The organism is Marinobacter sp. bablab_jr003, from assembly GCF_016464245.1.
In the GTDB taxonomy this organism is placed as follows: Bacteria; Pseudomonadota; Gammaproteobacteria; order Pseudomonadales; family Oleiphilaceae; genus Marinobacter; species Marinobacter vinifirmus.
This window is the reverse complement of record NZ_JADARC010000071.1, coordinates 1-17282: the sequence shown is the minus strand read 5'-3', so window position 1 is coordinate 17282 and position 17282 is coordinate 1. Positions and strand designations below refer to the sequence as shown.

Genomic DNA, 17282 nt, shown 5'->3' with positions numbered 1-17282 from the left:
TTGCAGGATGATTTACCTGATTTTTAACTTTTGGTCAGCTGCTTTATTGGTTCTCGTAGATAATTGGAGAATGAGTAGAGCAGGGGAATGGTTATTCTGGATCATAGTGTTCTGCGTTATTACGATTCTACCATCTTTACAGTATGGCGTTGGCTACGATTACTTCAATTATTTAGAAATATTTAATGATGATGATGTTTTAAGCGTTTACTTCCGTAAAGAAGAGTATGGCTTTTACTACTTGGTCTTAGTTCTTAGGGAGCTTGGGTTTGCGCCGCAGTCGTTATTTTTTGCGGCGTCGGCTTTGTCTTCGGCTGCGATAGTTTTCTGTTTGCGGGTTCTTAGTGGTCACGGCTATAAAGTTGCTATAGTATTCATTTGTTTTTTTCTTATTACAGGAATGATGCATAACCAAATGAATGGGGTGAGAAACTACCTGGCGGCATACTTCTTTGTTTGTGCTATGTTGTCAAAGTTTTCTAATAAGTTTGGGTTGACAATTTTATTTTCCCTGTTTGGGTTGCTCTTCCATCAGACATTTTACGCTGTCGCCGTTTTTTTGCTTGTTCCCAACTTCGTTTATGAGTTTTTATCTAAGCGGGTGTTGCTGTTTTACTTTCTGTTTTTTGCATTTTGGCTCAGCGGCGCTGCGATGTTTCTTCTAGAATACATGCTGGGTGGGTATCTGTCTTTTTATGCACATTACGCTCAGTATTTAAGTGCAGGATCGTCGTTTTTTAATGTTCTAACCAAACTATATTATGTTCCAGTCCATCTTTGGTTTTTGTGGTATGTTAGAAAGAGTATTCCGGAGTTTGCAAGGTTCGAGTTGCGTTTGGTCGGGGTTTGGCTTCTAGGTTCGTCGCTATACTTGTCGCTTTTGCATACCGAGTTGTTCTATCGTGCCTATCACTACTTCGTATTCTTTTCTTTAATTCCGTCTTACTATTTTCTTGTTTACAAATACTCTAAATTTGTTAAGTTTTTATTTTTCCTGTACATCGTTATACCTTACTTGGCTAAGGTCGTGGCTTTTCCTGTAGGAGAGTACGCTTACTCGTCTATAATTTTTAGATGATGAATTAAGGTTCTTGATGAGCCATTTTAGTGTAATTGTTGCCGGGCTAACTAAAAGTCAGTTTTTCTCGGAGCTTATTTGGTGATTAAAGAATGATAGCTGTTGTAATTCCAACTTTTAAAACTGGGGCATACTTTGAGAGCTGTCTTCGCTCACTGGAGGCGCAGACTTTGCCAAAGAGTATGTTTTGTGTTTATGTTGCACTGAATGGTCCAGAAGAACCCTACAGGTCGTATGTCGGTAGTCTACTGAGCGAATTCAGTTTCAATTATGAGTTTTTTTACCTAAAAGAGCCTGGTGTCTCTGGGGCTAGAAATCTATTGATTGAAGAAAGCGTCGAACCTTTCGTTTGTTTTGTTGATGATGATGATGTTTTGAGTGCTGGATACCTCGAGTCGCTGCTTCAAGTTTCTGATGAAGAGACAATAGGAGTCTCGAACGTAAAAGCTTTCAGTATTAGTCCTGACCTAGCTTTTCCTAATTACATCGGGCGCTCTTATCTAAGGCTTAATGATACGGAAGGATCGCTTTATCGATCTAGGAGATATTTTTCGTCTCCTTGGGCCAAGCTAATCCATCGAAGCATAATCGGGGACTTTAGGTTTGATGTAAACCTGTCGAAAGGTGAGGACGCAGTATTTATGGCTGAGATTTCACCCAGTGTGAAGTCGGTTCAAAAGGCCTCTCCAGAAGTTGTTTATTATGTTCGTGAGCGCCCAAATTCTGCTTCGCGAAGAAAGCCTAGTAAGATAGAAGAGGTTAAAAGGTTCTTTTATATAGAGATGCTCTATTCTAAAATGCTTGTTTCTTCTGAATACAACAAGCTATTTATAATTACAAGGATCGTCGCAACGCTTCTTCAGTTGAAGAAGGGGTTGGAATAAATTTAACGATCAAACGCATAGCGGACGATTTTGGCAGATCTATGAAGATAGTTTACCTACATCAATATTTTACGTCGCCAGATATGTCTGGCGGTACCCGTTCCTACGAAATGGCCCGCCGCATGGTAGCTGCCGGCCACGAAGTACATATGGTCACCAGCTATCGCGAGCAGGATGACAGCCGGCAAGGTTGGTTCCAGACTAATGAAGCCGGCATCCAGGTGCACTGGTACCCTGTGCCGTACTCCAACCACATGAGCTTTTTTCAGCGCTTGAAGGCTTTCTTCTCTTTTGCTTTAGCAGCTCGGAAAAAAGCGCTTCAGTTAGATGCCGATATTATTTTTGCAACCAGTACGCCACTGACTATCGCCTTGCCCGCAGTTCCCGCTTCCCGTAAGAAAAAGATTCCCATGGTGTTCGAGGTACGGGATCTCTGGCCGGAAATGCCGATTGCGGTTGGAGCGCTGAAAAATCCGCTACTCAGGTTTGCTGCTCATCGGCTTGAGCATTGGGCCTACCACAATGCGGAAGCCGTGGTGGCGCTTTCTCCTGGCATGAAGGAGGGCGTATTGCGCACGGGGTATCCTGCCGAGAAAGTTGCAGTGATTCCCAATAGCAGCGACAACGCGGAGTTTCAGTACAACGCAGAAGCCGGCGCAAAGTTCCGGGCGCAGCGTGAGTGGCTAGGTGAGAGGCCTTTGCTTGTCTACACCGGTACCTTCGGGCCAACCAATGGCGTTGGTTATATGGTGCCGGTTGCGCAGGAGTTGCTTCGCCTGAATTCAGATGTGCGCATTCTTTTGGTGGGTGAAGGCAAGGAAAAGTTGGAGATAATCGAGCAGGCTGAAAAGGCGGGAGTGCTAGGTAAGAATCTCTTTATCGAAGAAATGCTCCCTAAAAGAGAAGTCCCGGCCCTATTAAGTGCGGCTGATATGGCTTCAGCGCTATTTATTGATCTCCCGGAGATGCGGCCAAATTCCGCAAATAAGTTTTTTGATGCTTTGGCTTCTGGCACGCCGGTAATGCTCAATTATGGTGGCTGGATGCATGAAATGGTCCAGGCTAAAGGTTGCGGTCTTGCCATGTGGCGTCAATCTGCTGCAGACGTGGCCGCAGAGTTGGATAAAAAGCTTCATGACAAGGACTGGTTGGCGCAGGCTGGAAAGTCTGCAAGGCTGTTGGCAGAAGAACACTTTGATCGCGATGTTCTTGCGGACCAACTAATACAGGTTTTGCAGGTAGCTGCTGATGGGCAGGCTGAGTTGGCGGCACAGATCGCGCCGGGTGAATATCGCTTTTAATTCTGGCTATGGATGCTGAATTCTGATGATTAAAAGGTTGTTTGATATTGCCGCGGCTGGGGGTGGGCTTCTATTGCTTGCTCCCGTTATTGCTGTGGTTGCCATTTTGATCCGCCGCAAACTCGGCCCCCCCGTATTCTTCCGCCAAACCCGCCCTGGCCTGAACGGTAAACCGTTCGAGATGGTGAAGTTCCGCACCATGCTGGATGCCACGGACAAACACGGCAACCCCCTGCCGGATGACCATCGCATGACCCCCTTCGGCAGCTTTCTGCGCGCTACCAGCCTGGATGAGTTGCCGGAACTCTGGAATGTGCTCAAGGGCGATATGAGCCTGGTAGGCCCGAGGCCGCTGTTGATGGAATACCTGCCGCTTTATTCGAAGGAGCAGTACCGTCGCCATGACGCTCGCCCTGGGGTAACTGGCTGGGCGCAGGTAAATGGTCGTAATGCGATTTCCTGGGAAGATAAGTTCCGGCTGGATGTGTGGTATGTGGACAATCAGTCGCTTTGGTTGGATGTGAAGATTCTGTTCCTTACGGTGAAGAAGGTGCTGGTTCGGGATGGGATTAGTGGGGAGGGTGAGGTGACTATGTCCAGATTCACCGGCAGCGGCGAGCAATCAGGAGAACGAAATGGCTGAAGTTTTAGTTGGTATTTATGGCGCAAGCGGGTTTGGCCGTGAGGTGTTGCCGTTGGTTCGGGAGCAATTAAAAGGCACGAATGCTGAATTCGTATTTGTGGATGATGGTGATGTGCCCGCTGTTCTGAATGGCTATCCGATTCTTCGTTATGACGAATTTCTGGAAAAGGAAGCCGGAGAGAAGAAGGTTGTGTTTGCGATTGCTAACAGTGCGATTCGGGAAAAACTGGCGGAAAAGTGCGCGAAAGACGGTATTGGGACTTTAGCCGTTAAAGCCGATAACACAGTGATTCTGGACGAGGTAGAAGTCGGTGAGGGGGCCATTCTGTGCCACTTCACACAGCTAACATCCAATATCCGTATCGGAAAATATTTTCACGCGAATATATATAGCTACGTCGCACATGATTGTGTGATTGGCGACTACGTTACCTTTGCACCTTCAGTGCGGTGTAATGGGAATATTGTGATTGAAGACCATGCCTATATTGGTACTGGTGCGATTATCAAGCAGGGTACACCTGAGAAGCCTCTGGTGATTGGTAAGGGTGCGGTGGTTGGCATGGGTGCCGTGGTTACCAAAGATGTGCCGGCGGGGGTTACGGTGGTGGGAAATCCTGCCAAGCCTTTCGGTATCAGGGTTTGAAGCCAACAAGCTTGCGTGTAATGGTTCCAGAGATTGGTGGACACTGAAGTTGATGGGGAATTGATGAAAATTGCGATGGTCGGCACAGGCTATGTGGGCCTTTCAAATGCTATGCTGCTTGCCCAACATAATGAAGTGGTTGCCCTGGATATTGATCCGGTAAAAGTTGAGCTGCTGAACAACGGAAAAACTCCGATTGTAGATTCCGAGATTTCTGATTTCCTGGCTAATAAAGACCTCAACTTCGCCGCAACCCTGGACAAGGATCGGGCCTACAAGGGCGCAGATTATGTGGTGATCGCCACGCCAACCGACTACGACCCGAAGACCAACTACTTCAACACCAGAACGGTGGAATCGGTCATTCAGGATGTGATGGCGGTTAATCCGGATGCCGTGATGGTGATCAAGTCCACGGTGCCGGTGGGTTACACCCGAGAGGTATCTGAGCGTTTTGGTTGTGCCAATGTTATCTTCTCGCCGGAGTTCCTGCGTGAAGGAAAAGCGTTGTATGACAACTTGTACCCGTCTCGTATTGTGGTTGGCGAGCGCTCTGAGCGGGCGGAGGTGTTTGCCGGGTTGCTCAAGCAGGGGGCGCTAAAAGGCGATGTGCCGGTGCTGTTTACCGACAGCACGGAAGCCGAGGCCATTAAGCTGTTTTCCAACACCTTCCTGGCCATGCGCGTAGCCTACTTCAACGAGTTGGACACCTACGCCGCCCGGCATGGCCTGAACTCCCGGCAGATTATTGATGGCGTGGGTCTAGACCCGCGGATTGGTGACCACTACAACAACCCTTCGTTCGGCTACGGTGGTTACTGCCTACCGAAAGACACGAAGCAGCTGCTGGCCAATTATGAGGATGTTCCCAATAACCTGATCAAAGCGATTGTGGATGCTAACCGTACTCGTAAGGACTTTATTGCCGACGATATTCTTGCCCGCAATCCGAAGGTGGTGGGTGTGTACCGCCTGGTGATGAAATCCGGTTCTGACAATTTCCGTGCTTCCGCCATTCAGGGAATCATGAAGCGCATCAAGGCCAAGGGTATTGAGGTGATTGTTTATGAGCCGGAGCTGGAGGAAGACGAGTTTTTTCACTCCCGGGTTATTCGTGATTTGGATGCCTTCAAGCAAGAGGCGGATGTGATTGTTGCCAATCGCCGGAGTGAGAACCTCGCGGACGTTGAAGGCAAGGTGTATACGCGGGATTTGTTTGGTAGTGACTGATCGGTAGAGTCAGTTTCAGTTATCCTGCTATTTCCCGGAAACAACATACAGAGTATTTATGCTGAACGGACCTTTTTCCCCCTGGCCTTCCTTCTCTGAAGAAGAGGCCAATGCAGTACGCGATGTTCTTCTCTCCAACAAGGTGAATTACTGGACCGGCACCGAAACCCGCGAATTCGAAAAAGAGTTTGCCGCGTTCGCTGGCACAGACTACGCGGTAGCAGTTGCGAATGGCACGGTAGCTCTCGACCTGGCGCTGAATGGTCTGGGCATAGGCGCCGGTGATGAGGTGATTGTTACTTCCCGAACCTTTTTGGCTTCTGCGTCGTCTATTGTGAATGCCGGCGCTACGCCGGTATTCGCGGATGTAGATCGGGATTCCCAGAATATTACAGCGGAGACGGTTCGTCCCCTGGTAACTGCACGAACCCGGGCCATTATTGCAGTGCATCTTGCCGGCTGGCCGTGTGAGATGGATAGCCTGAATGCCCTGGCCAGAGAGCACAACCTGTTTGTTATTGAAGATTGTGCCCAGGCCCATGGTGCTAGCTATAAAGGGCGGCCGGTGGGTTGTTTGGGGGATGTGGCGGCCTGGTCGTTCTGTCAGGACAAGATCATGACCACTGGTGGGGAAGGTGGCATGGTGACTACCAATAACCGGGGGTTGTGGTCCCGCATGTGGTCATTCAAGGACCATGGCAAGAGTTGGGAAGCGGTTTATGAGCGCCAGCACCCGCCGGGGTTCCGTTGGTTGCATGAGAGTATTGGCACCAACTGGCGGATGACGGAGATGCAGGCAGCCATTGGTCGCATTCAGCTGACCAGAATGCCGGACTGGACTCGTGCCAGGCGGGCTAACTGCGATTTAATCTGGGCTGAGGCCGCAAAACACAAGGGGTTGAGGGTGCCTGTGGTGCCTGGCGACATTGGCCATGCCGGTTATAAGTGCTATGTGTTTGTTGAGCCTGCCGGATTGAAGCCAGGGTGGGATCGCGACCGGATTATGGCTGCCATTATTGAACGGGGCGTGCCGTGTTTTTCCGGTTCTTGTTCTGAGGTTTATCTTGAGAAATGTTTTCAGGATTTGTCCCTAGCGCCTGTAGAACGGTTACCGGTTGCCCGTGAGTTGGGTGAGACCAGCCTGATGTTTCTGGCACATCCCACATTGACGGAAGCTGAGATGGCTAAAACGGTTGAAGTACTTTCCGGCGTTATGGCAGAGGCCTCTTGCTGAAACAGGGAGTTGTGGTGAGAAATAAGCTGATCAATCGCATCCTGCATCTATCCCGACCCAAGAAGCGGGCGATTTCCGTTGTAACGGATTTTGTGCTGCTGTCGCTGGCCATTTGGGCGGCGTTTGCCTTGCGATTCGAGAATTCCGGGTGGATACCCTCGGAAAAGCAGCTCTGGGTATCGCTGGCTACCGTAGTGGTGACGATTGGAGCCTTCATAAAGCTCGGCCTTTATCGGGCCGTGATTCGATACATCAGCGAACATGCTTTTCTGGCGATTCTTGTTGGCGTTGTTTTCTCGAGTATTGCGCTGATTGTTTTGGGGTTCTTGTTCCAGACGCTGGTGCCCCGTTCCGTGCCGGTTATATATGGGGCTTTCGCCTTCATGCTTGTTGCGGGTACGCGTTTTGGTGTGCGCACAGTCGTTCGGCGCCGTGGTGATCGCTCCAAAGACGGCGTTCTGATTGTGGGTGCGGGGCCGAAGGGGATGCAGTTGGCTTCCGCCCTGGCACAGGGTGTGGAATACCGGCCGCTTGGTTTTGTGTCGATGCTGGATGCCAACCACAAGTCCATGATCGGTAATTTGCCGGTCTATTCTCTGGAGTTCATCGATAAGGCGATTCGGGAGCTGGATGTTTCTCGGGTGTTGCTTGCGATAGAGGACTCTGAGCCGGTAAACCGCAAAGAACTCATGCGCATTCTCGAAGGCCTCTCCGTACCGGTTCAGACCGTGCCTTCAATGTCGGAACTGGTTGCTGGTCTGGCCAGAATCAACGACATTCGGGATCTGGAAATCGAAGATCTCCTGGGCCGGGACCCGGTTCGTCCAGATGCGGCTATGGTATCGCAGAGCCTGTTCGGCAAGGCGGTACTGGTGACCGGGGCCGGAGGTTCCATTGGTTCGGAGTTGTGCCGCCAGATTCTGCGCCATAAGCCGTCCAGGTTGGTGTTGTTCGAGCAGTCCGAGTTTTCGTTGTATGCCATTGAGCGTGAGTTGCAGTCGATCAATCAGATCGAAGCTTTGGATGTGTCTTTGCATGCGGTGCTGGGCAGCGTAACCCATCGTCGCCGGTGTGAGGCGGTGATGCGGGCCTTTGGTATTCAGACGGTTTATCACGCGGCAGCTTACAAGCACGTACCTCTGGTTGAGCACAATGTGATTGAGGGGGTGCAGAACAATGTGTTTGGTACCTTCCATGCGGCTGAGGCGGCGATTGCTACGGGTGTTGAGCGCTTTGTGCTGATTTCTACCGATAAGGCGGTGCGCCCGACCAATGTGATGGGGGCGTCCAAGCGCATGGCAGAGCTGGTGCTTCAGGGCCTGGCCCAGCGACAATCTGGTACGGTGTTTTCGATGGTGCGGTTTGGCAATGTGCTGGGGTCCTCTGGCTCGGTTGTTCCACTGTTCCGTGACCAGATTCGCGATGGCGGGCCGGTAACGGTGACTCACCAGGATATTATTCGCTACTTCATGACTATTCCGGAAGCCAGCCAGCTGGTGCTGCAGGCCGGCAGTATGGGGCAGGGTGGTGAGGTGTTTGTGTTGGATATGGGTGAACCAGTTAGAATCGCCGACCTTGCCCGCAAGATGATTCATCTGATGGGCCTGGAAGAGAAAACCGAGGATAACCCGGACGGCGATATAGAGATTATCTACACCGGCCTGCGCCCGGGCGAGAAGTTGTATGAAGAACTACTGATTGGCGATAACCCGCAAGGTACGGCTCATCCCCGGATTATGATGGCGCGGGAAGTGTCTCTGCCGTGGGCTGAGGTTGAAGATTTTCTGAACAAGTTTTCCCATGCCAGCCAGGCGTTTGATTGTCAGGCGGTTATTGAACTATTGAAGCAGGCGCGGACTGGCTATGCGCCGAATGGCGAGCTGGCGGACCTGGTTTGGTGTAACGGCGGGCAGGAAGCGAGTGAGGGCAGGCCGGATGGTAAGGTGCTGAAGTTTGGGGTTTCGCCGCAGGATGTTTGATACTAGCCGCTGATCGGCGTTGGTGGATTGGACGTAACAAGGACTGTTGAATGATTGAGATTTTGCACCATGGGGCGGTGACTGGGGTGACTGGCTCTTGTCATGAACTTCGGCTTTCTATAGCTGATATCGGTGCCATGGGGGTCTGTCCACGTAGGGACAGACCCCTTGTCGACCTTGGGCTGCTCAATTCGCAGGCTACGAAGGGGTCTGACCCTCTGGGGTCAGACCCCACCCTTCTGCCAGCGCCGGACTCCCATCTGGGCATCCTGATAGACTGCGGCCTGTTCCAGGGCCAGGAAGACAAGCAGCGGGCCAATGCTGGCGACCTGGCCATCGACTTCTCCATCACCCACATCCGCGCCCTGGTGGTCACCCACGTGCACATAGACCACGTAGGCCGGATTCCCTACCTGCTTGCCGCCGGCTTTGATGGCCCTATCATCTGCTCCGAGCCTTCGGCCATCATGCTGCCGGAAATTCTGGAAGACGCCCTGAAGATTGGCTTCACCCGGGATCGTTCGTTAATCAACCGCGTGCTGGATTTGATCCGCTCCCGCCTTGTGCCGGTGCCTTATGGGCAGTGGCATGAGGTGTTTGATGAGGGTGAGTGTTCGCTTTCGGTGCGATTGCAGCGGGCCGGGCATATTCTTGGGTCGGCGTATGTGGAGTGCGATGCCCGGGCCGGGAATCATGAAGAGCGTGTGGTGTTCAGCGGGGATTTGGGTGCGCCTCACTCGCCGCTGCTGCCGGAGCCGGTTTCGCCTGAGCGGGCAGACCGGTTGGTAATTGAGAGCACCTACGGGGATAAAGACCACGAAGATCGGGAAACCCGGCGTTACCGGTTAAAGCAGGTACTGGAACATGCGCTGGCAGATGGGGGTACTGTGCTGGTGCCGGCGTTCAGTATCGGGCGAACGCAGGAGTTGCTTTACGAGATTGAGGGGCTGATTGCAGAGTTTGGGGATGAGCCTGTTGCTGAGCTTGGTGCCGGAGGGGTCAGTCCACGTAGGGACAGACCCCAGTCAGGCTCCAGTGAAGGGCTCACATGGAACCAACTAGAGATAGTTGTAGATTCGCCCCTGGCCGCCGAATTCACCAAAATCTACCGGGACCTCAAACCCTTCTGGGACGCCGAGGCCCGCGCGCTGGTGAAAGCCGGCCGCCACCCGCTTTCCTTCGAACAACTCACCGTCATCAATTCCCACGAAGACCACCTGAATGCCGTAGAATATCTGGCCAAATCCCACCGCCCCTGCGTGGTGCTGGCCGGTTCCGGCATGTGCGCCGGGGGCAGGGTGGTGAATTACCTGAAAGCCATGCTGGGCGATGCCCGCAATGACGTACTGTTCGTGGGCTATCAGGCCGCCGGAACTCCGGGCAGAGACATTCTCACCTATGGCCCTCGTGGTGGCTGGGTGGAGCTGGATGGCGAACGCTACACCATCCGCGCTCAGGTGCATCAGGTGGGCGGCTATTCGGCTCATGCGGGGCAGAGTGATTTACTGCGGTTTGTGGAAGGTATTCCCCAAGCGCCCAAGGAGATTTGTGTAGTGCATGGGGATGATGGTGCCAAGCAGGCGCTGTGTGGGAAGCTTCTGGAACAGTTACCGGAGTCCCGGATAAGCATTCCCGGGGCATAGATTTTTAATTTCAATTCGGGGTCAGACCCCCGGTACATTTGGCATGATGAAATGTATCCGGGGTCTGACCCCCAAACGCAGTTTGGAGGATGGATGAAGAAGATCGCGGTTGTTGGCCTTGGCTATGTGGGGCTGCCGTTGGCGGTGGCGTTTGGCGAGAAGCGTGAGGTGGTGGGCTTCGATATCAATGCTGGCCGTATTGCTGAGCTGAAGGATGGCGTGGATTTCACCCGCGAGGTTTCCCGTGAGGAGCTGGGGGCGGCGAGTAAGTTGTCGTTCACCGACTCTCTGGACGGCATTGCCGATTGCCAGGTTTACATCGTGACGGTTCCGACTCCGATTGACGAGTTCAAAACCCCGGACCTGACGCCGCTGGTGAAGGCCAGCGAGAGTGTGGGTAAGGTGCTGAAGGCCGGCGATATAGTGATTTACGAATCCACGGTGTACCCGGGCGCGACCGAAGAGGTGTGTGTGCCGGTGCTGGAGAAGGTTTCCGGCCTGGCGTTCAACAAGGATTTCTTCGCCGGTTACAGCCCGGAGCGGATCAACCCGGGCGACAAGGAGCATCGGGTGACCACCATTATGAAGGTGACATCCGGCTCTACTCCGGAGATTGCGGACGAGGTGGATGAGTTGTATGCAGGCATTATCACCGCCGGCACCCACAAGGCCAGTTCCATCAAGGTGGCGGAAGCGGCGAAGGTGATTGAGAACACCCAGCGCGATCTGAACATCGCCCTGATGAACGAGCTGTCGATGATTTTCGCGCGGCTGGGTATTGATACCCACGAAGTGCTGGCGGCTGCGGGCACCAAGTGGAACTTCCTGCCGTTCAAGCCCGGCCTGGTGGGCGGCCATTGTATTGGTGTAGATCCGTATTACCTGACCCATAAAGCCGAAGCGATTGGTTATCACCCGGATATTATCCTGGCCGGCCGTCGTGTTAACGACAATATGGGCCCCTATGCCGCCGCGCAATTAGTAAAGATTATGATCAAGCGCGGCCTGACGATTGCCAATTCCCGCGTGCTGGTAATGGGCCTGACCTTCAAGGAAAACTGCCCGGATTTGCGTAATACCCGGGTAATTGATGTGGTTGAAGAGCTGCGTGATTTCGGTTGTTCCGTCGACGTAACCGACTGCTGGGCTGATAACGCAGAAGCCGAACACGAATATGGCATCACCCTGGTAGATAACCCGGAGAAAGGTAAATATGACGCTGTATTCCTGGCCGTTCCCCACAACGAATATGCAGCCATGAGCGCCGAAGAACTGCGCAGCTACACCGGCGAAAACGGCGTGCTGTGTGATCTCAAAGGCGTGTTGCCGCTGGGGCAGGCGGATTTCAGGCTTTAACGCCAAGCTAAACTCCCAACAATAGCGGGGTCAGACCCCCAGTACATTTCATCGTGCCAAATGTACTGGGGGTCTGACCCCGTTTTTTGTTTTTGTGAATATACGCTACACTGAATTAATAGAATATAATTTGAGGACTATATTCACGTGAACCTTGCAGAGTTGTCCGTTCTCATCCGGACCGAGCGCAAGCGCGCGGGGCTTTCGATGCAGTCTCTGGCGGAGCTGGCGGGGGTTGATCGTACTACCTTATCCCGGCTGGAGAATCAGCGGTTGCCGGAGCTGGGCTATGCGAAACTGGAGCGTATCCTGGCGGTGCTGGGGCTGGAGTTTTCGGTTAGGCCTGCCGGCGCGTTGCCTACGTTGAATGATCTGAAGCGGGATAGAGAGCAGGGCGACGTATGAGTAGCTTGCATCGGGCTGTTGTGGAGGTTTCCGGAGAGGTTGTAGGCGATCTGGCGGCGCCGGGCCGGCCGGAGCCTGCTGTTTTTATGTATGGGGCGGAAGTGCCGGAGAGCTCGGCGGTGTCTGTGACCATGCCGGTGGCGGGGCAGGTGTATTCCTATGATGGCTTGCATCCGGTGTTTGCCCAGAATCTGCCGGAAGGTTATCTGGGCGATATCATTCGCAAGCATGTGGCCAAGCTTTATGGCTCGGGTGATCTGACCGTTCTGGCCGCCTTGGGGCGGCACCAGGTTGGGCGCGTAGTGGTTTCTGACCCTGGCGCAGAAGCGGGTAGTGAATTCGCCGATGGGGAGTCTTTGTCGTCGCTCTTGAGTGCGGATAATGCCGGGCTATTTGAGGAGCTTCTGGATAAGTACGCCCTTCGATCCGGAGTGTCCGGCGTGCAGCCAAAGGTGCTTGTGCCCGGCACGATCAGCGAGAAAACCACACTTCGAACCCGCGGTTATATTGTAAAGACCTGGGGCGACGATTATCCCCAGTTGGCGGCTAATGAATATTTCTGCATGACAGTGGCCAAAGCCTGCGGTTTACCGGTTCCGGATTTTTATTTGTCGGATAACGGGCGTTTGTTTGTTACGACCCGCTTTGACCGCGATGATTCGGGCAACTGGCTGGGTTTTGAAGATGCCTGTGTGTTGCAGGGCCTTTTGCCTGCAGACAAGTATTCTGGCAGTTATGAAAAACTGACCAAAACCATGAGGGCGTATCTTTCTCCTGAATATCGGGTTCGGGATTTGCGGTGGTTGTTTCTTTCTGTGGCGGTGTCGTGGGCGGTTCGCAATGGTGATGCCCATTTGAAGAACTTTGGCTTGCTGTATGAGAGTCCCTTTGCGAAAAGGTGGCTTGCGCCGGTGTACGACATTGTATCAACCACACCTTATCTGAGCGGGGATGTTCCTGCGCTGACTCTTCAGGGCCGGAAGGTTTGGTGGCCGGTTGATTATCTCGTGCAGTTTGGCCGACTGTCTTGTGGTATGTCTGCGTTGCAGGTTTACAAAGATCTTGAGTTGCTGGCCAGTAAGTTAGAGTTAGTGGCGCAGGATATCGAGCATTATTGCAAGGCCAATCCGGAGTTTTGTGAAGTGGGCGGTGTAATGGTTAATACTTATCAGGCAAGTGCGCAAGAGATCATGAAGAGTCTTTAAACAAATAACTTTGCCATACCCCTATTTGTTTATTATTATTCCGCCCGACACATGGTCTTTATGATCTTTGTTTAAAACCCCACAGATAATAGGTTTTAATTTCATGGCAAAAATTAACGATTATTACCAGAAGAAGCAGCTGATGGAAAAGCTGGCTGCAGAGCTGGAGAAGCTGGAAAAAGATCAGGCTTTGAAATCCGAGCTGGAGTTTGAAAACAAGGTTCGTGATTTGATGAAGCAGTTCGACAAGTCTCCGAAAGACGTGCTGCAGATTCTGGCTGCGATTGATCCCACCATCGCTGGCGGCAAAGTTGAAGCGCCTGCAGGCACCCGTGCCAAGCGCCCCCTGAAAACCTACAAGAACCCGCACACCGGTGAAGTGGTTAAAACCCGTGGCGGCAACCACAAGACTCTGAACGAGTGGCGTGACAAGTACGGTAAGGAAGCGGTTCAGAGCTGGCAGGAAGCCTGATTTCAGCCTAAGTGTGAACGGCATCATGGAAGGTGTAAGTTAACCTTCGGGTAATGAGTGGATGTGATGCTGTTCACTCTTTGATTTGCTTTGTCTGAGTATAGTGAGGATTGAGGTTCGCCATAAAAACATAATAAACGGGCGACATTGAGCTGGGCGTTGAAATCGGCTCACTAAAACAATTCAGAGACACGAACTATGACAAAGTTAGCGTATGGATGCGCTGCCCTTGCCACGCTCCTGCTGGGTATTTCGCCCGTTGCCCAGGCGGAGCTTGAACCTATTTCTGATAACAGAATGGGGGAGGTTACCGGGCAGGCCTTTATGAACATCGAAAATATTCCCGGCAATGGGGTGGATTACACCCGAATGACGCTGGGCATTGATGTTGAAACCCGCGTTAATATTGACGACATTCAGGTCGGCCAGATTGATGGCGGCACTGACTTCTCCGCACAACACCTCGCGCTTGGCCATATCGCCCGCAACGACGGCGAAACCTTCAATGGCGTTACCTATAACGAAGGTGAGGCTATTCCTTTTGAAGCCCGTAAGCCCTATATCGAACTTGCCGAAGATTCTGCCGGGCTGAAGGGGTTTCGGATGGGGTTTGCGGAGGCTCGTGGGTCGGTTTCTTCTTATACTGCGAGTTTTAGTGGGGCTCTTCCGGGATTAAAGATCCGGGGTAGCGACGGTGAACTCTATGAAAGTGCTTTATTTGCGGGTGCAGGGGCTACCGAGACGAATTACCGGGCTACCCATGTAGGGCTGAAGATTCCGGGTGTCGACGTGACCTGTCAAACACCACAACTCTGTGCGCCCCTAACCAATCTCCGCTCAGTCATCGTTGGAGAAGACACCGGCGTCGAGGGCAGCAGTGCGTTTACAGACGCCTTTTTCATTGGTTTCCAACGTGACGGCATGGATTGGCAGAGCCTGGACGGTGCCAATACCATCAGTGCTGGCAAAGGCGTGTTCATCAACTTGCCGGTTAACATGACGGTTGATATGAGCAAGCTGGCTGGTGACGGTGTGGACCGCCTCCGCACCCATCAGGTCGATATGGGCAACAACCTGTTCTGACAGTTTCAAGCAAGTGGCCAGGATGCCGACATTACTTCTTCTGAATGGATTCAAATTTTTCTTTTACGCCAATGATCATCCTCCTGCCCACGTGCATGTGCTTAAAGGCGAGCGATGGGCTAAGATTGAAGTGGTTTCTTTGGCCGTCAAATACAGCACGCTGAAGAATCAGGAATTGAAAGAGTGTCTTTCGATTGTAGAGAGCCATCAGTCTGAGTTTCTGGAGAAATGGAATGCCTGGTTTCAAAGGTAAATCCGTTCACATTGATGATCGCCACCTGCACGTTGAGCTTGAGGACGGCCGGGTAATTTCCACGCCTGTGCATTGGTATCCGGAGTTGGAGAAGGCGTCTATTTCAGAAATTCGCCAGTACCGGTTTATTTGCGATGGCACAGGCATTGAGTGGCAAACGCTGGATTACCATCTGAGTATTGAGGCTATGTTGTCTGGTAATGCCCGGCAAACTGCTGCGTGATTTTGCTACACTCCTGCCTCATCTGATTCATTGATTCGCAGGAGTCTTCCTTTGATCCGCTCTTTCTACTGGCACGACTACGAAACCTTCGGCGTAGACCCGGTGCACGACCGCCCCTCCCAGTTTGCCGGTGTGCGCACGGATGCGGATCTGAATATCATCGAAGACCCGCTGGTGATCTACTGCAAGCCAGCGGATGACTACCTGCCTTCTCCCCAGGCCTGCCTGATTACCGGCATCACCCCGCAAAAAGCGCTGCAAGACGGCTACCCGGAGGCGGAGTTTATTGCCCAGATCAATGAGGCGTTCAGCCAGCCCGGCACCTGCGCAGTGGGCTACAACAGCCTGCGCTTTGATGATGAGGTGACCCGCCACACCCTGTACCGCAACCTGCGTGATCCATACGGCAGGGAATGGCAGAACGGCAATTCGCGCTGGGACATTATCGATATGGTGCGGCTGACTTACGCCCTGCGCCCGGAGGGTATCAACTGGCCGAAGAAAGAAGACGGCAGCCCCAGCTTCCGGCTGGAGGAGCTGACGGTGGCCAACGGCATTGCCCACGAAGCGGCTCACGATGCCATGTCTGATGTGTTGGCGACGATTGCCGTGGCCAAGCTGATCAAGGAAAAGCAGCCCAAGCTGTTCGACTTTGTACTCAAGCATAAAGATAAGCATTCCGCCCGCCAGATGCTGGATACCGCAACCCTGAAGCCGGTGTTCCATATTTCTGCCAAGTACCCGGCCACTCGCGGTTGCTGCGCGCTGGTGGCGCCGCTGGCGGATCATCCCACCAACAAAAACCAGGTAATTGTCTACGACTTGCGGGAAGACCCGAGCGAGCTGATCAACGCCAGTCCGGAGCAGATCCGTGAGCGGGTGTTTACTTCACAGGCGGAGCTGGGGGAGGGCGTCAGCCGGTTCCCGCTCAAGGGTGTGCAGGTCAATAAATGCCCGGTGCTGGCGCCGGCCAATATGCTGTCTACCTTATCCAAGGAACGGCTGGCGGAGCTGGAGCTGGACGGCGACGTACTGCGCGTGAACCTGGCCAAACTCCGCAACGCCCCGGACCTTTCCGCCCGCATTGCCCAGGCCTTCGACCGCCAGTTCGACGGCAGCGACCTGACTGACCCGGACGAGCAGCTCTACGCCGGCGGCTTTATCAGCAACACCGACCGCGAGAAGCTGAACTGGCTTATCTCCGAACCGGTGGAAACATTGGGTGAACAGGAAGTCCGCTTTGAAGACGAGCGCCTGCCGGAAATGCTCTTCCGCTACCGGGCCCGCAACTACCCGGCCACCCTGGATGGCGAGGAAATGGAACGCTGGGAGCAGTTCCGAAGCCAGCGGCTGATGAGCCCCAAGAAGGGCTGGCGCTCGCTGGAGGCTTATGGGATGGAGTTGCAGAAACTGGCGGCAGATCCGGAGCTTTCGGAGCGGAACCGGCAGATTCTGGAAGATTTGCACCTTTATGGGGAGTCTATTATTCCGTATATGTAAGGCATGTTTTGCCACGGAATCCATATATGGTCTCCTCCCCGCTTGCAAGGCCTCAGACGTTGTTGATGAGGGACAGGTTGCTGCCATATATCCGGCCTGTTAACGAGGCGGCGTTGCCGCCTCTGGCCTTGATGAGGATTCGCCGCG

General features: G+C 52.9%; 17 protein-coding genes. All 17 read left to right on the top strand.

Annotation, left to right across the window (positions count from 1 at the left end):
- Positions 1–7: 7 nt before the first annotated feature.
- The 17 genes from H3Z84_RS07160 to sbcB all read left to right on the top strand — a co-directional run bounded on the left by H3Z84_RS07160 (position 8) and on the right by sbcB (position 17135).
- Positions 8–1078, top strand: a complete 1071-nt coding sequence (locus H3Z84_RS07160; RefSeq protein ID WP_199456990.1) for an EpsG family protein — start codon at positions 8–10, stop codon at positions 1076–1078.
- A gap of 92 nt (positions 1079–1170) precedes the next feature.
- Positions 1171–1962 carry a glycosyltransferase family 2 protein gene (locus H3Z84_RS07155; RefSeq protein WP_199456989.1) on the top strand — a complete coding sequence of 264 codons (792 nt, stop codon included), beginning with the start codon at positions 1171–1173 and terminating at the stop codon, positions 1960–1962.
- 41 nt (positions 1963–2003) lie between these two features.
- Positions 2004–3263 carry a glycosyltransferase family 4 protein gene (locus H3Z84_RS07150; RefSeq protein ID WP_228285736.1) on the top strand — a complete coding sequence of 420 codons (1260 nt, stop codon included), beginning with the start codon at positions 2004–2006 and terminating at the stop codon, positions 3261–3263.
- 25 nt (positions 3264–3288) lie between these two features.
- Positions 3289–3906 carry a sugar transferase gene (locus tag H3Z84_RS07145; RefSeq protein ID WP_199456988.1) on the top strand — a complete coding sequence of 206 codons (618 nt, stop codon included), beginning with the start codon at positions 3289–3291 and terminating at the stop codon, positions 3904–3906.
- Positions 3899–4552 carry a NeuD/PglB/VioB family sugar acetyltransferase gene (locus tag H3Z84_RS07140; RefSeq protein ID WP_199456987.1) on the top strand — a complete coding sequence of 218 codons (654 nt, stop codon included), beginning with the start codon at positions 3899–3901 and terminating at the stop codon, positions 4550–4552. The genes H3Z84_RS07145 and H3Z84_RS07140 overlap by 8 nt, the downstream gene beginning before the upstream one ends.
- A 63-nt stretch (positions 4553–4615) precedes the next feature.
- On the top strand, positions 4616–5782 hold the full coding sequence (locus H3Z84_RS07135) for a nucleotide sugar dehydrogenase (RefSeq protein WP_199456986.1): 1167 nt from the start codon (positions 4616–4618) through the stop codon (positions 5780–5782).
- A gap of 58 nt (positions 5783–5840) precedes the next feature.
- Positions 5841–7016, top strand: coding sequence for a DegT/DnrJ/EryC1/StrS family aminotransferase (locus H3Z84_RS07130; RefSeq protein WP_199456985.1), 1176 nt, complete (start codon positions 5841–5843; stop codon positions 7014–7016).
- A gap of 14 nt (positions 7017–7030) precedes the next feature.
- A complete protein-coding gene (locus tag H3Z84_RS07125; protein ID WP_323126958.1) occupies positions 7031–8995 on the top strand; it encodes a nucleoside-diphosphate sugar epimerase/dehydratase in 1965 nt (654 codons plus the stop codon).
- Between the two features lie 50 nt (positions 8996–9045).
- Positions 9046–10638, top strand: coding sequence for an MBL fold metallo-hydrolase (locus tag H3Z84_RS07120; protein WP_228285735.1), 1593 nt, complete (start codon positions 9046–9048; stop codon positions 10636–10638).
- A gap of 93 nt (positions 10639–10731) precedes the next feature.
- Entirely contained in the window at positions 10732–11994 is a 1263-nt protein-coding gene (gene tviB / locus H3Z84_RS07115; RefSeq protein WP_199456984.1) for a Vi polysaccharide biosynthesis UDP-N-acetylglucosamine C-6 dehydrogenase TviB, read from the top strand.
- 147 nt (positions 11995–12141) lie between these two features.
- The gene (locus H3Z84_RS07110) at positions 12142–12399 is read left to right on the top strand and encodes a helix-turn-helix domain-containing protein (RefSeq protein WP_199456983.1); all 258 of its coding nucleotides are present in this window, start codon (positions 12142–12144) and stop codon (positions 12397–12399) included.
- Positions 12396–13604, top strand: a complete 1209-nt coding sequence (locus H3Z84_RS07105) for a type II toxin-antitoxin system HipA family toxin (RefSeq protein ID WP_199456982.1) — start codon at positions 12396–12398, stop codon at positions 13602–13604. The genes H3Z84_RS07110 and H3Z84_RS07105 overlap by 4 nt, the downstream gene beginning before the upstream one ends.
- Before the next feature lie 103 nt (positions 13605–13707).
- Entirely contained in the window at positions 13708–14076 is a 369-nt protein-coding gene (locus tag H3Z84_RS07100; protein ID WP_022987636.1) for a histone-like nucleoid-structuring protein, MvaT/MvaU family, read from the top strand.
- Positions 14077–14274: 198 nt separating this feature from the next.
- A complete protein-coding gene (locus tag H3Z84_RS07095; protein ID WP_199456981.1) occupies positions 14275–15159 on the top strand; it encodes a DUF6160 family protein in 885 nt (294 codons plus the stop codon).
- A gap of 22 nt (positions 15160–15181) precedes the next feature.
- The gene (locus H3Z84_RS07090) at positions 15182–15412 is read left to right on the top strand and encodes a DUF4160 domain-containing protein (protein ID WP_081697521.1); all 231 of its coding nucleotides are present in this window, start codon (positions 15182–15184) and stop codon (positions 15410–15412) included.
- Entirely contained in the window at positions 15393–15635 is a 243-nt protein-coding gene (locus H3Z84_RS07085; protein ID WP_199456980.1) for a DUF2442 domain-containing protein, read from the top strand. Before H3Z84_RS07090 ends, H3Z84_RS07085 begins: the two co-directional genes overlap by 20 nt.
- A 51-nt stretch (positions 15636–15686) precedes the next feature.
- On the top strand, positions 15687–17135 hold the full coding sequence (gene sbcB / locus H3Z84_RS07080) for an exodeoxyribonuclease I (protein ID WP_199456979.1): 1449 nt from the start codon (positions 15687–15689) through the stop codon (positions 17133–17135).
- Positions 17136–17282 lie beyond the last annotated feature (147 nt).

Coding starts and splice junctions, on each gene's coding strand:
- H3Z84_RS07160 (WP_199456990.1), top strand. CDS start 8: ATGATTTACCTGATTTTTAACTTTTGGTCAGCTGCTTTATTGGTTCTC.
- H3Z84_RS07155 (WP_199456989.1), top strand. CDS start 1,171: ATGATAGCTGTTGTAATTCCAACTTTTAAAACTGGGGCATACTTTGAG.
- H3Z84_RS07150 (WP_228285736.1), top strand. CDS start 2,004: ATGAAGATAGTTTACCTACATCAATATTTTACGTCGCCAGATATGTCT.
- H3Z84_RS07145 (WP_199456988.1), top strand. CDS start 3,289: ATGATTAAAAGGTTGTTTGATATTGCCGCGGCTGGGGGTGGGCTTCTA.
- H3Z84_RS07140 (WP_199456987.1), top strand. CDS start 3,899: ATGGCTGAAGTTTTAGTTGGTATTTATGGCGCAAGCGGGTTTGGCCGT.
- H3Z84_RS07135 (WP_199456986.1), top strand. CDS start 4,616: ATGAAAATTGCGATGGTCGGCACAGGCTATGTGGGCCTTTCAAATGCT.
- H3Z84_RS07130 (WP_199456985.1), top strand. CDS start 5,841: ATGCTGAACGGACCTTTTTCCCCCTGGCCTTCCTTCTCTGAAGAAGAG.
- H3Z84_RS07120 (WP_228285735.1), top strand. CDS start 9,046: ATGATTGAGATTTTGCACCATGGGGCGGTGACTGGGGTGACTGGCTCT.
- tviB (WP_199456984.1), top strand. CDS start 10,732: ATGAAGAAGATCGCGGTTGTTGGCCTTGGCTATGTGGGGCTGCCGTTG.
- H3Z84_RS07105 (WP_199456982.1), top strand. CDS start 12,396: ATGAGTAGCTTGCATCGGGCTGTTGTGGAGGTTTCCGGAGAGGTTGTA.
- H3Z84_RS07100 (WP_022987636.1), top strand. CDS start 13,708: ATGGCAAAAATTAACGATTATTACCAGAAGAAGCAGCTGATGGAAAAG.
- H3Z84_RS07095 (WP_199456981.1), top strand. CDS start 14,275: ATGACAAAGTTAGCGTATGGATGCGCTGCCCTTGCCACGCTCCTGCTG.
- H3Z84_RS07090 (WP_081697521.1), top strand. CDS start 15,182: ATGCCGACATTACTTCTTCTGAATGGATTCAAATTTTTCTTTTACGCC.
- H3Z84_RS07085 (WP_199456980.1), top strand. CDS start 15,393: ATGCCTGGTTTCAAAGGTAAATCCGTTCACATTGATGATCGCCACCTG.